The 15,204-nt window shown below is 60.8% G+C and carries 9 protein-coding genes; all 9 read left to right on the forward strand.

All coding sequences use genetic code 11. The features are described 5' to 3' along the window. Positions 1-37 precede the first annotated feature (37 nt). Positions 38-775, forward strand: a complete 738-nt coding sequence (locus ACA047_RS08650) for a flagellar basal body rod protein FlgF (protein ID WP_497358425.1) — start codon at positions 38-40, stop codon at positions 773-775. Between the two features lie 49 nt (positions 776-824). After that, entirely contained in the window at positions 825-1,610 is a 786-nt protein-coding gene (gene flgG / locus ACA047_RS08655) for a flagellar basal-body rod protein FlgG (RefSeq protein WP_497358427.1), read from the forward strand. A gap of 52 nt (positions 1,611-1,662) precedes the next feature. Beyond that, positions 1,663-2,358 (forward strand): flagellar basal body L-ring protein FlgH, encoded by a 696-nt coding sequence (gene flgH / locus ACA047_RS08660; protein WP_497358429.1) that lies wholly within the window; start codon positions 1,663-1,665, stop codon positions 2,356-2,358. Positions 2,359-2,418: 60 nt separating this feature from the next. Further along, positions 2,419-3,489 carry a flagellar basal body P-ring protein FlgI gene (locus ACA047_RS08665; protein ID WP_497360267.1) on the forward strand — a complete coding sequence of 357 codons (1,071 nt, stop codon included), beginning with the start codon at positions 2,419-2,421 and terminating at the stop codon, positions 3,487-3,489. Between the two features lie 10 nt (positions 3,490-3,499). Continuing rightward, positions 3,500-4,801, forward strand: a complete 1,302-nt coding sequence (gene flgJ, locus ACA047_RS08670; protein WP_497358430.1) for a flagellar assembly peptidoglycan hydrolase FlgJ — start codon at positions 3,500-3,502, stop codon at positions 4,799-4,801. A 10-nt stretch (positions 4,802-4,811) separates the two neighbouring features. Continuing rightward, the gene (gene flgK / locus ACA047_RS08675) at positions 4,812-6,878 is read left to right on the forward strand and encodes a flagellar hook-associated protein FlgK (protein WP_497358432.1); all 2,067 of its coding nucleotides are present in this window, start codon (positions 4,812-4,814) and stop codon (positions 6,876-6,878) included. Positions 6,879-6,891: 13 nt separating this feature from the next. Continuing rightward, the gene (locus ACA047_RS08680) at positions 6,892-8,457 is read left to right on the forward strand and encodes a flagellar hook-associated protein 3 (RefSeq protein ID WP_497358434.1); all 1,566 of its coding nucleotides are present in this window, start codon (positions 6,892-6,894) and stop codon (positions 8,455-8,457) included. A 109-nt stretch (positions 8,458-8,566) separates the two neighbouring features. After that, positions 8,567-12,145, forward strand: coding sequence for a glycosyltransferase (locus ACA047_RS08685; protein WP_497358436.1), 3,579 nt, complete (start codon positions 8,567-8,569; stop codon positions 12,143-12,145). A 117-nt stretch (positions 12,146-12,262) separates the two neighbouring features. Further along, positions 12,263-15,184, forward strand: a complete 2,922-nt coding sequence (locus ACA047_RS08690; protein ID WP_497358438.1) for a glycosyltransferase family 2 protein — start codon at positions 12,263-12,265, stop codon at positions 15,182-15,184. The last annotated feature ends 20 nt before the right edge of the window (positions 15,185-15,204 follow it).

Genomic DNA, 15,204 nt, shown 5'->3' on the forward strand with positions numbered 1-15,204 from the left:
AGTGGACGGCAAACGTCCGGCATGCAGAGGAACGACAGTGGACAAGTACCTTTATGTGGCAATGACCGGTGCCAGCCAGAACGCACTGGCGCAACGGGCTCATGCCAACAACCTGGCGAACATTTCCACCAACGGTTTTCAGAAAGACCTGGAGCAGGCGCGCTCGATGCCGGTGTTTGGCGACAGCTTTCCGGCGCGGGCATTTGCCATGTCCGAGCGTCCAGCCACCGACTTCAGTCCGGGTGCGCTGATTGAAACCGGTCGTGACCTCGACGTGGCGGTCAGCGGGCCGGGCTGGATGGCTGTGCAGAATCCCGAGGGCGGTGAAAGTTATGTGCGCACCGGCAGCCTCAACGTTGACGCCCTGGGCGTGCTGCGCGCCGGTAACGGCATGGCAGTGATGGGCAACGGTGGTCCGATCGCCGTGCCGCCAGAGCAGAAAATCGAAATCGGCCAGGACGGCACCATCAGCATCCGCTCCATGGGCGAAGGCCCGAGCGTCGTCGCTCAAGTTGACCGCATCAAGCTGGTCAACCCGGACCTCAAGAACATGACCAAGGGCCTGGACGGCTCGATCCGTACCAAAGACGGCCAGGCCGCTCCGGTCGACGCCAACGTGCAGTTGGTGTCGGGCTTCCAGGAAGCGAGCAACGTCAATGCGGTGGATGAGATGACGTCGGTGCTGGCCCTCTCCAAGCAGTTCGAGCTTCACATCAAGATGATGAACACCGCTAAAGAAGGCGACGAAGCCATGGCTCGGGTCTTGCAGATCTAATCATTAATTACAGCGTCGCGCCGAAAAACAGGCGTACGAGGAGAATCGAATGCTTCCGGCTCTATGGGTTGCCAAAACAGGTTTGTCCGCCCAGGACACCAACCTGACCACCATTTCCAACAACCTGGCGAACGTCTCGACCACGGGTTTCAAACGTGATCGCGCTGAATTCCAGGACCTGCTGTACCAGATCAAGCGTCAGCCAGGTGCCCAGTCGACCCAGGACAGCGAATTGCCATCGGGCCTGCAAGTGGGTACGGGTGTGCGCATTGTCGGCACCCAGAAAAACTTCAACTCCGGCAGCCTGCAAACCACTGAGCAGCCGCTGGACATGGCCGTCGACGGTCGCGGTTTCTTCCAGATCCTGCAGCCCGATGGCACCACGGCCTACACCCGTGACGGTACGTTCCACCTCGACTCCACCGGCCAGATCGTCAATGCCAGCGGTTTCGCCCTGGAGCCGGCCATCGTCATCCCGAACGACGCCCAGACCTTCACCGTGGGTCGCGACGGCACGGTGTCCGTTACTGTGGCGGGCAATGCGGCGTCGCAAGTGATCGGCAACCTGCAGACCGCTGACTTCATCAACCCGGGCGGCCTGCAAGCGGCAGGCAACAACTTGTTCCTGGAAACCGCCTCCAGCGGCGCGCCGCAAGTTGGCACGCCAGGCCTGAACGGTTTCGGTACCACGCTGCAGAACACCCTGGAAACCTCCAACGTGAGCACCGTGGAGGAGATGGTCAACATGATCACCACCCAGCGCGCCTACGAAATGAACTCCAAGGTGATCTCCACCGCCGACCAGATGCTCTCGTTCGTTACGCAGAATCTGTAATCACGTCTAGTAAGGCGGCCTGAGGTCGCCTGCAACACCAAGAGGTAGGGTCATGAATCGCTTCGTATCTGTTCTGGCACTGAGTGGGATCACCGCGCTCGCGGGCTGTGTTGCGCCAACGGCCAAGCCCAATGACCCGTATTACGCTCCGGTGTTGCCGCGCACGCCGTTGCCGGCTGCCGCCAACAACGGTTCGATCTACCAGGCCGGTTTCGAGCAGAATCTGTACAGCGACCGCAAGGCATACCGGGTCGGTGACATCATCACCATCACCCTGAACGAGAGCACCAAGGCCAGCAAGGCCGCCAAGTCGGAGATCGACAAGACCAGCGATACCAGCGTCGGCCTGACGTCGTTGTTCGGCTCCAGCCTCACTACCAATAACCCACTCGGTGGCAGCGACCTGAGCCTCAACGCCGGTTACAACTCCGACCGGGCCACCAAGGGCGATAGCAAGGCTAACCAGAGCAACAGCCTGACCGGTTCGATCACCGTGACCGTCGCCGACGTGTTGCCTAACGGCATCATCGCCGTGCGTGGCGAGAAGTGGCTGACTCTCAACTCCGGTGACGAGCTGGTGCGCATCTCCGGCATGGTTCGCGCCGATGACATCGCCACCGACAACACCGTTTCGTCGACTCGTGTGGCCGATGCGCGCATCACCTACTCGGGCACCGGTGCTTTCGCCGATGCGAGTCAGCCAGGCTGGTTCGACCGTTTCTTCCTCAGCGCGAAGTTCCCCTTCTAGGTGGCCCAGTTGAATCTTAAACGGTTGAATCTTAAACAGCTGTTGATCGGTGCCCTGGTGATGTCGGCAGCCTTCACCGCTCAAGCCGAGCGCCTGAAGGACATCGCCAGCATTTCCGGCGTGCGTTCCAACCAGTTGATCGGCTACGGCCTGGTCGTGGGCCTCAACGGCACTGGTGACCAGACCACCCAGACTCCGTTCACCCTGCAGACCTTCAACAACATGTTGTCGCAGTTCGGCATCAAGGTTCCGGACAGCTCGGGCAGCGTACAGTTGAAGAACGTGGCGGCGGTGTCGATCAGTGCCGATCTGCCGGCGTTCGCCAAGCCCGGGCAGCAGGTGGATATCACCGTTTCGTCCATCGGCAATTCCAAGAGCCTGCGCGGCGGCACACTGCTCATGACGCCGCTCAAGGGTATCGACGGTAACGTCTACGCCATCGCCCAGGGCAACCTGGTGGTCGGTGGTTTCGATGCCGAGGGGCGTGACGGTTCGAAGATCACTGTCAACGTTCCGTCGGCCGGTCGCATCCCTGGCGGTGCGTCGGTGGAGCGTGCGGTGCCGAGCGGTTTCAACCAGGGCAACAGCCTGACGCTGAACCTCAACCGTTCCGACTTTACCACCGCCAAGCGCATCGTCGACAAGATCAATGACATGCTCGGCCCAGGCGTGGCCCAGGCCATCGACGGTGGCTCGATCCGTGTCACCGCGCCCCTGGATCCGAGCCAGCGGGTCGACTATTTGTCGATCCTGGAAAACCTCGAAGTCGACCCGGGCCAGGCGGTGGCGAAAGTCATCATCAACTCGCGCACCGGCACTATCGTGATCGGCCAGAACGTCAAGGTTTCACCGGCCGCCGTGACCCATGGCAGCCTGACCGTGACCATCACCGAAGACCCGATCGTCAGCCAGCCGGGTCCGTTGTCCAACGGCCAGACCGCCGTGGTGCCCCGTTCGCGGGTCAATGCCGAACAAGAAGCCAAGCCGATGTTCAAGTTCGGCCCGGGCACTACCCTGGATGAAATCGTCCGGGCGGTGAACCAGGTCGGCGCGGCGCCGGGTGACTTGATGGCGATTCTCGAAGCCTTGAAGCAGGCCGGCGCGTTGCAAGCCGACCTGATCGTGATTTGAGGAGCGAGCCATGGACATGCGCAAGGGGGCTTCGATCAGCGTGGATTCAGGGTCCTACTCGGACCTGAACCGCCTGAACCAGCTCAAGGTCGGCGACAAGAACAGCGACGGCAACCTGCGTAAAGTGGCTCAGGAATTCGAGTCGCTGTTCCTCGGCGAAATGCTCAAGTCCATGCGTTCGGCCACCGAGGTCCTGGGTAAGGACAACCCTCTCAATACGCCTGAAGCCAAGCAGTACCAGGAAATGTACGACCAGCAGTTGGCCGTTTCCATGTCCCGCGAGGGCGGCGGTATCGGTCTGGCCGATGTGTTGCTGCGCCAGATGTCCAAGAACAAACCCCTTGCACCAGGTGAGGCGGCAACGTTGTCGGCCGCCAAGCAACAAGAGGCGCTGGACAAGGTCGCCAAGGCTGCGGTGCCGACGCCGATAGCTGCCGGGACGCAGCCCACCGGCGGGCCTCTGTCGCGTAGCAACGGCCAGCGCCCGCTGTGGGCTTCGCGGGCAGTGAGCGCGCCGCAAGGGGAGGGCGATCACCGCAACGATATGGAATTGATCAACCAGCGCCGCCTGGCCTTGCCGCCGAAACTGGCGGACCGCCTGCTCGCCGGGCTGGTGCCTTCGGCGTCGGCCAATGCCGAGGTCCCTGCGCAAAACGTCTTGCCAGACCGCGCCGTTACCGCCACCAAGTCTGCCAGCGGCGAACTGGCCAATGGCGACTGGCTGGCTGCGCTCAAGGCTTCGCAACCGAGCGGCGATATGCAGGTTTATGGACGCGCCGTGGCACAGCCACCCCTGGCGCCGGCCCGCAAAGCCTTCCGCGATGCCGATGAATTTGTCGACGCCATGTTGCCGATGGCCAAGGAAGCAGCCGACCGCATTGGTGTCGACCCACGTTACCTGGTGGCTCAGGCCGCCCTGGAAACCGGTTGGGGCAAATCGGTCATGCGCCAGCCCGATGGCAGCAGCAGCCACAACCTGTTCGGCATCAAAGCCAGCCAGAACTGGAAAGGCGATTCGGCCCGGGCGATCACCAGCGAATTCCGCAATGGCGAGATGGTCAAGGAGACGGCCGAGTTCCGTTCCTACGCCTCGTACCGCGACAGTTTCCATGACTTGGTCAATCTGCTGCAAAGCAACAGTCGCTATCAAGATGTGTTGAAGTCGGCCGATAACCCGGAACAGTTTGTACGCGAGTTGCAGAAGGCCGGTTACGCCACCGACCCGAACTACGCCCGCAAGATTTCGCATATAGCCCGGCAGATGACCAGTTCCCAAACTTACGCTTCTGCAGGCGCCACCACGACTTTATAAGGTCTGAACCATGAGTTTGCTCAATATAGGGATGTCGGGTCTGTCCGCAAGTCAGTCCGCGCTGGTGACCACGGGTAACAACATTGCCAACGTCGATACCGATGGTTATTCGCGTCAGCAGACCGTGCAGACGACCAAGGCGTCGAACCAGTACGGCAACGTGTTCATCGGTTCCGGCACAACCCTGGCCGATGTGCGCCGGGTGTATAACGCCTACCTCGAAGCGCAGTTGAAAACCACGACCTCGCTCAACAGCGACGCGGCGGCTTATCAGGGGCAGATCACCCCGCTCGATACCCTGCTGTCGGACAGCGGCACTGGCCTCAACGGCGCACTGACGAAGTTTTTTACGTCGGTGCAGAACGTCAATGCCAAGCCGGGGGACGATGCATCCCGTCAGTTGCTGCTCAGCGATGCCCAAGCGTTGAGCAGCCGTTTCAATTCGGTCTCCAGCCAGTTGACCGAGCAGAACTCGAACATCAACGGCAACCTGACGAGCATGGTCGAACAGGTCAACAACCTCGCCGCCACCGTCGCCCAGTTGAACAAGAAAATCGCCGAAGTCTCCAACTCCGGCGGTGCACCCAACGACCTGCTCGATGCCCGTGGCGAGACCATTCGCCAGATCTCGACCTTCACCGGCACTCAGGTCGTGGAGAACGGCAGCAGCCTGGACATCTACCTGGGTTCCGGCCAGCCGTTGGTGATGGGCACTACCGTCAATACCCTGGAAACCGTGCCGGACAAGAACGACCCGTCGCGCATGGGGATCCAGCTCAATAGCGGTTCCAGTACCATGGACCTCACCTCTGTGATGTCCGGCGGCGAGATCGGTGGCCTGATGCGCTACCGCAGCACCGTGCTGGACCCGGCCATGAATGAGCTGGGCCGCGTGGCCTTGGTGGTCGCGGACCAGATGAACACCATCCAGGCCTCGGGCATCGACCTGAACGGTGACTTTGGCGCCAACCTGTTCACCAACATCAACAGCACCGCGCAAATGAGCCAGCGCAGCATTGCCGCGCTGGACAACAGTGCCGGTTCCGGCAACTTCAACATTGCCATTGACGACAGCGGCAAGCTGACCACCAACGATTACAAAGTGACGTTCACCAGCGGCACCGACTACGTCGTCCAGCGCCTGCCCGACAACACTTCGATGGGCACGTTCAACACCGCGACCACGCCGCCGCCGGTCATCGACGGTTTCTCGATGACCTTCGCCAATGGCACCGCTGCTGCCGGCGACTCGTTCAAGATCACCCCGACCCGCAACGCGGCGACCAGCATCAAGACCGAGATGACCGACTCCAAGCGGCTGGCGATTGCCGCGCCGCTGGGTGCGGCCATTGTGCCAGGCGGCAGCGGTACGCTGACCATTCCGGCCAGCGGCCAGCCGACCATTACGTCGGACCTGGACATCTACGACGAAGCCACCACGACCATCGTCCAGAACGGCATCAAGAACTCGATGCCGGTCAAAGTGGTGTTTGGCGCGACGTCCTCCGATGGCACCAGCCAGGCTTATCAGTTGCTCGATGCCAAAGGCGTCCAGATCAGCAATGGCACGATCAAACCCGGCGAAAGCAACACCTTGAGCCTGAGTGTTCCGCTCAAGGACGCCAGTGGCAACCCGATCATGGATTCGTCGGTGCCGCCCGTGCAGCGCACCGTCGCCTTCGACATGTCTTTCGCCGGCTCGCCGTCCAATGGTGCCTCCATCAGTGTCAGCCTCAGCCAGGCCGGCAGCATGGATAACCGTAACGGTACGGCCCTGGCGGCCTTGCAGACCGCCAAGACCGTGGACACCGGCTCTGCCAGCAAGGGTATTTCCCTGAACGATGCCTACGGCAAGCTGGTGGAAAGCGTGGGCGCCAAGGCCGCCCAGGGCAAGCTCGACAGCGCCGCCACCGAGGCAATCCTGAACAACGCCAAGACCGCTCGCGACTCGCTGTCGGGCGTGGATCTGGATGAAGAAAGCGGCAACCTGGTCAAGTATCAGCAGTACTACACCGCGTCTTCGCAGATCATCAAGGCGGCGCAGCAAATTTTCAGCACATTGATCAGCAGTCTTTAAGGAGTCGTAACCCATGCGCATTTCTACCGCCCAGTTTTACGAAAGCACGGCTGCGAACTACCAGAAAAACTTCGCCAAGGTGGTCAAGACCAGCGAAGAAGCCAGCAGCCTGGTGCGCGTGAATACTGCCGCCGATGATCCAGTCGGTGCCTCGCGCCTGCTGCAATTGGGCACCCAGGCTTCCATGCTGACTCAGTACGAAGCCAACGTCAGCACCATCAAGGCGACCCTGGGTACGACCGAGGCGGTGATGACCAGCATTGGCAACGTGCTGCAACGCGCCAAGGAACTGGCCGTGAGCGCCGGTAACGCTAGTTACACCGACGATGACCGTAAATCCGTTGCGTCGGAGTTGGGATCGATCGAAGAACAGTTGCTGAGTCTGATGAACACCAAGGATGAAAACGGCAAGTACATTTTCGCCGGCTCCAAAGGTGATGTTGTACCGTTCACTCGCAACAGTGATGGCACCTACAGCTACAACGGTGACCAGACCACCCTCGACCTGCCAATCGGCGACACCATGTCGATGGCCACCAACAGCACCGGCTGGGAAGTGTTCCAGCAGGCCGTCAACACCAGTCGTAGCCAGGTCACCATGACCGCGCCGGCGGTGGACGACAATCGAGTGGTGCTGACTAACGGCCAAGTGTCGTCCAGCATCACCTACAACAGCCAATTCCGCAGTGGCGAGCCGTACACCGTGGAATTTGCCAGCGGCACCCAGCTGAAAATCACCGATTCGAGTGGCAACGACGTGACCTCCGAAGCCAGCCAGGGCGGTGTAATTGACCCTAACACCCAGGCCGGGCAGAACGTGAACTTTCGCGGGGTCGACCTGACCTTGAACGTCAACCTGAAAACCGGTGACGCCGCGGGCACGGTATTGCCCGGCCACACCTTCACCCTGGCCGCCAAACCCGATACGTTTTCCGTGGCTCGTAGCCCGGGCAACTCTACCGCGACTCAGGTCACCGGTAGCACAGTGACTGACTCGGCGGCTTACCACGCCAGTTTCCCGACGGGTTCGGCGGTGCTGAAGTTCACCAGCGCCACCGATTTCGACCTGTACGCCGCTCCCCTGACCGCTGACAGCAAACCGGTGTCCAGCGGCACCCTGGCGGGCAACGTTGCGACGGCATCAGGTGTGAGTTTCACGCTCAATGGCGCACCGGCCGCCGATGATCAATTCAGCATCTCGGTCAATACCCACCAGACCCAGAACGTTCTGGACACCGTGAGCCAGTTGAAGGCGGCTTTGAATACACCGGTCGATGGCAGCGCCATCGCTGGCCAAAAACTGAATGCGGCACTGGCCTCGGGTAACAGTAACCTGGCCAGCGGCATTGACCAATTGACCAGTTCGTTGAGTTCGGTCGGCGGGCGCGGTCAGTCGCTCGATACCCAGTCCGACACTAACCAGAGCCTGGTCTCGGCCAACACCCAGACTCAGTCGGCAATCCGCGATTCTGACTCGGCCGAGGTAATGACGCGTCTGACACTGCAGCAGACTATGCTGGAGGCGTCGCAACTGGCGTTCAGCAAGATCGCTCAGTTGGGCCTGTTCAACAAGATCTGATGGGCGTGGGGGTTATGGTGCAATGAGGTAGCCCCCAGCCTTCGTTTTTTTACGGCTCAGGAGGTCGCCTCTCGTGGGAGGCGGCACCGGCCAGCCGAGAGTCTTTCGCGTGAAACCAACTCCTCTTGTCAGCATCGTCATCCCCGCGTTCAACCCTCGCTTTTTTCGTGAGGCGCTCAAGAGTGCCCTGGATCAGGATTACGAAAATCTGGAAGTCGTCGTTTGCGATGACAGCCCCGGTGACGAGATCCGCCAGATCGTCGACGCGTTGCAGGATGATTCGAACGTTGTCGTGCGTTACCTGCGTAACCCCGAGCGGCTGGGTTTCCAGCAAAACCTGCTGCGCTGCCTGGAAGAGGAGGGCGGTGAGTTCATCAAGTTCCTGTGTGATGACGATAAGTTACTCACGTCATGCGTGCGTCAACAAGCTCAGGTCCTCGGCGAGCACGCCGACGTTCAGTTGGTCATCAGTAAGCGCCACTTTATCGATGCCGACGGTTATGTCTTGCCGATTCGCCTGGAGAACGTAGGCATCGCCTTGTTCGAAGCCTTGTACAAGGGCGAAGACCTGCTGGCGTCCATCGAGGACACGCCGCGTAATATCTTTGGTGGTTTCACCGGCGCCCTGATGCGTCGGGCCGACATCGTATCCTTGCTGCCAGCGTTGGCTCAGGTTGGCCAGGGTTTTGTCGCGTTGCTCGATCTGGCTTTGTTCATTTGTCTGCTGCGCCGCGGCAACCTGGTGGAGTTGTGCAGCCTTGGCAGCCTCGAGCGGTTGTACCCGCAAAGACTGTCTCAACGCCCCGACATCGTCGATGCGTCGATTGTCGAGTGGACGTGGCTGGCTGAGATGCTGGCCCAGCGCAGCGGCGAGCAGGCGCCGGCGTGGGGCTGGGTACGCTACATGGCCCTTGATCAGGTCAAGCCGGACCAACCCCACGAATGGGAAGAGCTGAACCTGTATTCGTTGATGGCCAGTCGGCAGGCCATTGTCGCTTATCAGGTCGGCACCGCTGCCGAGAGCTACGACGAACTCTATAGCCAGTGGCTGGAGTGCAGGCAGTTCGACAAGACGCGTCAACGGGTCATCTTGCGGCAAGTCGAACTCTGGACGCCGCGCCCGGGCATTGTGCCGGTGGTGTTCGATTTCGATACGGACGCCGAGGCGGTGGCGCTGACGCTGGACAGCATCGCTGCGCAGATCTACACCAGCGAACCGGTGGTGTTGTTCTCCAATGGCCGGGGCGCGATCGATGGCAATGTGATGCGCGTGGCGCTGCAGCCCGACTGGGTTCGTGCGTTCAATGAGCTGTTGCCACGCCTGGAGGGGGGGCATTGGTTTTATCTGCTGCGTGCCGGTGATCGACTCAGGGAATCGGCGTTACTGGTATTGGCCGAGCGGATCAATGCGATGCCTGGCATTGCCTGTGTCTACAGCGACGAAGGGGCGCTGGAGGATGGCAAATCGCTGGAGCCGATCTTCAAGCCTGATTTCAATCTCGACCTGATGCGCGCCTACCCTTATGTGGGCAGGGCCCTGGCCTTTTCGCGCCAGCGTGTGCTGGAGCTGGGCGGTTTTGACGCGGGCCAGGGGGAATTGGCGCCCCATGACCTGATCTGGCGCCTGGTGGAAACCGATGGCCCGCAGGTCATCGAGCATCTGGCGCAAATCCAGGTGGAATCGACACTGGCGTTCGCCCAATGGCTTTCGCTGCCGCAGGTGATCGAGCAGAGCCCCAGGTTGCTGACGACCCATTTGCAGCGTATCGGCGTGGAGCATCAGCTGCATCCGGGGCCATTGCCGTTGATCCCTCGGATCGAATACCTGCATTCCGGGCGTCCGTTGGTTTCGATCATCATCAGCGTCAAGGATCAATTGGCGGCGCTGGAAAGCTGCATCAACAGTTTGTTGACCACCACGGCCTATGGGCATTACGAAGTCATCATCGTCGACAACGGCAGCGAAACCGCCGAAATGCGCAACTGGCTGGCGGCCATGGCCGAGCTGGGCAGCGATAAGTTGCAAATCCTGACGTCTGCCGAACCGGGCAACGAGGCGCAGGTCAGGAACTTTGCCGCCCGGCAGGCTCGTGGTGATTACCTGCTGCTGCTCAGTCCGTTCTGTGTAATCCATGACGCGGCCTGGCTGGACGAATTGCTCAACCATGGCCAGCGCCCTGAAGTGGCGATCGTTGGCCCGCGAACCCTGAATTTGCAGGGCCAGGTCATTGACGCCGGCCTGGTGCTCGGGCTCGATGGCCTGGCCGGTCGGCCCTTTGCGAACGAGCAACCCACCGCCGGCGGCTACATGCAGCGCTTGCAGGTCGTGCAGAACTGGAGCGCCGTGAGTGGCCATTGCCTGCTGGTGCGCAGGGCCGTGTTCGATAGCGTTGGAGGCCTGCCGCCTGCGATCGACACCCCAGGCATCAACGTCCTTGAATTGTGCCTGGAGGTCGGCAAACAAGGTTATCTGGTGGTGACGACGCCCTATGCGAGCGTGGTCTTGAAACCGTCCGCCGGGGTGGCCCGAGAGGCGTCCTGGAAGCAGCGTCTGGAGCAGGAGCAGGAGTCGTTTTATCAGCGCTGGCTACCCAAGATCGCCAATGACCCGGCCTACAACCGCAACCTGAGCCTGGCCGGTAACAGCTTCGGCCTGGCGCCGGGCCAGCGCATGGGATGGAACCCGTTGTGCAGCCAGCCGTTGCCGTCGATCCTGGGTCTGGCCCTCAACAGTTCAGCCATCGGCCATTATCGCGTCAGCCAGCCATTGATTGAATTGCAGGCCGCCGGACGGATCGTCGGGCGGGTGTCCTATGAAATGCCTTCGATCATCGAAATCGAGCGCCAATCGCCGGATGTGATTGTGCTTCAGGGGCGCTACAACACCGGCAAGTTCAACGACATCATCCAGGTGAAAACCTATTCGAATGCCATGCGCATTTACGAACTCGATGACTATGTTGCGCGGATCCCTGAAAAGAACGATCACACCCGCAACATGCCCGAAAACATCCAGGCTCTGCTGGAGCGCGGCATCGCCTTGTGTGATCGGGTGGTGGTTTCGACGTTTCCTCTGGCTGATGCGTTATCCAAGCTTCATCACGATATTCGTGTGGTGCCAAACATGCTGGCGCCCTATCTGTGGAACCGTATCACCAGCCAGCGCCGAACCTCGATCAAGCCTCGGGTTGGTTGGGGCGGCGGCACCAGCCACCGGGGCGATCTGGAGATCATTGCCGAGGTGGTGCGTGAGCTGGCCGACGAAGTCGAATGGGTTTTCTTCGGCATGTGTCCGGATGCGCTTCGGCCTTATGTGCATGAATACCATGCCGGCGTCGCGCTCTCGTCGTATCCGGCCAAGCTGGCGAGCCTGAACCTCGACCTGGCCCTGGCCCCGCTGGAGCTTCATATTTTCAATGACTGCAAGAGCAACCTCAGATTGTTGGAATACGGCGTTTGCGGTTATCCGGTCATTTGTACCGAGACCGAAGCCTATCGCGGTCATCTACCCTGTACTCGGGTGAAGACCAACAGCACGCAAGAGTGGCTGGACGCGATTCGCATGCACCTGTCGGACCCTGAGGCCAGTTATCGAATGGGTGATCAGCTACGTGAAGTGGTGCTGCGCGATTTCATGCTGCGCGGCGATAACCTGCGCTACTGGGCCGATGGCTGGTTGCCAGATTGATTGACAGTGACGAGGTACGTCCTAGTCTGATCGACAGAACGACGACCGGTGTTTGGAGCCGGGATGCCAAGAACATAATGCCGCCGATTCGGCGACGCGCTCGTTATAGGAATTCATATGCAACGCAGTACTGCCCATGATTCATCCGCTCCGTTGAACGAGCGTTTCACCCTGGTGCTTTTAGCTCATGAGCAACCTGAAGCCTTGCGCCGGGCGTTGCGTTACTACGCGGCTTATCCGTACAGCCTGGTTGTCCTCGATTCGTCCGCCGAATCGGATGCTGACAGCGTGGCGGCATTGGCCGGTGTGCGTTATGTGCATCGGCCCGAAACCGGTCACTTCGCCAACAAGCTGCGCCACGGGCTTGAGTGCGTGGCGACGCCTTATCTGGCGATGGTTGATGTCGATGCGTTCCTGCTGCCGGAAGCGCTCGATCAGGCGCTGGAATTTTTGGCCGGCCATGGTGACTACTCTGCATGCCAGGGCTATGCCCTGACCTTCGAGGCCCACGCGGCGCGTGTCGATTATTACCGCCGGGACCGCAAGGGCGTTGAGGATTTCGCCGAACCGTGCGCCCAGGAGCGTTTGGCCACGTATGCCAGCCATTCCCTGTCGTTGATCAATGCTGTTGCCCGGACCGAGATCATTCAGCGTTGGTACGCCGCGTTGCCCGCGGATTTCGATTCGGCCTGGCAGGAACTCGGCCATGGTTGTGCGTTGATGGCGGCGGCGAAGGTCCGTATCTTGCCGATTCCCTATGCGCTGCATGCCCTGGAAAGCCCCTCGACCCTTGAGGCCGGTCAGCTGGCGGCGCTGCTGAGTTATCGCGATGCGGCTACCGCAGCGGTCCGTGAGCGCCTGGCGACGACGCTGGGTTCGGTTTTCGAGATGGGCGAGGGCGAGCCATCCCAAGTGGCGGAGAGCCTGGCGGGCATCGGCAACTACTTGAGCCAGCGCGCCGCTTTCGCCCGGGCCAAGCTGTTCGAGTCAGCCTGGCATTCGCAGCTGGAAGGGCCGATTTGCCGTTTTGAACCAACGCAATATGTCGAACTGCCGTTTTACAACCAGCCATTTTTCGAATGCCTGTCCAAACTTGAATTCCTGATGCACGCGGTGCCTGCGGGGCGCGTGCAATTGCAAGAGCTGGAAGCCGTGTTGCTCAAGCAAAAAGAGCTGGCGCGGCCACAGCGCAACACCAGTGCCGAGCCGCTCAATGAGCGGCTGCTCAAGGCCTTCGAACTCAACGCTTTCAACCTCGATGTGGTGCAGCAGTTGGCGGCCCTGCTCGAGGAAGGCGGGGCCGAGGTGGTGGCCCAGAGGTTGAACGAATGGGCACAGCGTATCGAGGGCGCGATGCTACAGGACCATGCCAGCCTTTTCGAAACCATGCAGTCCGGTCAGTTGCTACGCTGGCTCGATGGGCGTGAGCCGAGCGAGCACCAAGTCAAGGACATCACCCGGTATCTGGCTCGCCATAAGGGTGGGCCGACGTTCGGCATCCTGCTGCTGGATCTGGAAGCCGATTTCATCCGCTTGCAGGCCACCTTTGACAGCGTGATCAACGGCGCTTGCCGGGCGTTCAAGATCATTGTGTTCACCACTGGCGACTTGCCGGCCGAAACCACCGTGCAGAACACCCTGCATTTCGTCAAAGTCAACGAAAGCAACTACGTCGACAAGATCAACCAGGTCGTCAGCCAGAGCGATTGCGACTGGATGGTCCTGGCCGAAGCAGGGGATGAACTGACGCCGTCCGGTCTGCTGCATGCCAGCCTGGAATTGCTCGACGCGCCGCAATGCCGGGCGGTGGCCATGGATGAGTTCCAGCGCCAGCCCGACGAAACCCTGACCGATGTATTCCGTCCCGGTTTCAATCTCGATCTGCTGTTAAGCGTGCCGTCGCTGATGGCGCGGCACTGGCTGGTTCGGCGTGAGGTGCTGGTGCAGGCCGGTGGCTACTCGCGCGACTTCAAGCATGCATTGGAATTCGAATTGCTCCTGCGGCTGATCGAACAGGGCGGTATGGGCGGCCTGGCGCATCTGGACGAACCGCTGCTGATTTGCCAGGCGCAACCGGACGGCGACAACGCCGACGAGCGCAAAGCCTTGCTTCGTCACCTCGCTGCGCGGGGCTACAAAGCCGACGTCAGCTCGGTGGTGCCGGGTGTCTACAAAATCGATTACCGCTTTATCGAACGTCCACTGGTGTCGATCATCCTCCATGGCGACGGTGACCTGCTCACCCTGCAACGTTGCATCGTCAACGTACTGCAACGTACCCGCTACCAGCGCTTCGAGCTGCTGGTGGCCGAACACCCGGTCCACGGCGCGGCATTGCAGGAGTGGCTCCGCAGCCAGGGACACCAGGCCAGCCGCGTACGGTTCATCGATGTTGAGCCTGGGCTTGCCACGGCGGTGCTGATCAACCAAGCCAGCCAGCAGGCCAAGGGTGAATACCTGCTCACCCTGGCGGTGGACAGCGAAGTGGTCAACGTCAACTGGATTGAAATTCTGCTCAACCACGCCCAGCGTCCGGAAGTCGGTGTGGTCGGTGCCAGGCTGATCGACCGGCAGGGACGTATCACACAGGCCGGCCTGATGCTTGGGTTCAACGGTGTGGTCGGCTCGGCGTTCATCGGCGAATCTGCAGATGCGCGGGGCTACACGAACCGGCTGGTGGCCGAGCAGAATTGCTCGGCTGTGTCTTTCGCCTGTCTGATGATTTCCACGCAACTGTTCCAGGCCGCCGATGGTGTGGACGACGTCTTGTTTGCCGAGGGGCTGGGTGACGTGGACCTGTGCCTGCGTGTCGCACAGGCCGGTTACCTGACGGTATGGACGCCGTACGTCCAGGTCGTCAATCCGGGCAACTTGTCGTCATCACCTGAAGCCCGCCAGGTATTGGCCGGGAAATGGCAGGCGACCCTGTCCCATGACCCTTGCTACAACGCCAACCTGGCCTCGACCGGTCCTGGTTTTACCCTCGGGCCGGTGGCGCAGGTGCCTTGGCTGACACTCATTGGCCAGGCGAGCGCGTAGGGCTTGAGGCATAAGCATCT

This window comes from Pseudomonas sp. LBUM1664 (assembly GCF_059695895.1).

Bases quoted from the DNA above. Each gene is read 5' to 3' on its own strand.
- flgG (WP_497358427.1), top strand. From the start codon at position 825: ATGCTTCCGGCTCTATGGGTTGCCAAAACAGGTTTGTCCGCCCAGGAC.
- flgH (WP_497358429.1), top strand. From the start codon at position 1,663: ATGAATCGCTTCGTATCTGTTCTGGCACTGAGTGGGATCACCGCGCTC.
- ACA047_RS08665 (WP_497360267.1), top strand. From the start codon at position 2,419: ATGTCGGCAGCCTTCACCGCTCAAGCCGAGCGCCTGAAGGACATCGCC.
- flgJ (WP_497358430.1), top strand. From the start codon at position 3,500: ATGGACATGCGCAAGGGGGCTTCGATCAGCGTGGATTCAGGGTCCTAC.
- flgK (WP_497358432.1), top strand. From the start codon at position 4,812: ATGAGTTTGCTCAATATAGGGATGTCGGGTCTGTCCGCAAGTCAGTCC.
- ACA047_RS08680 (WP_497358434.1), top strand. From the start codon at position 6,892: ATGCGCATTTCTACCGCCCAGTTTTACGAAAGCACGGCTGCGAACTAC.
- ACA047_RS08690 (WP_497358438.1), top strand. From the start codon at position 12,263: ATGCAACGCAGTACTGCCCATGATTCATCCGCTCCGTTGAACGAGCGT.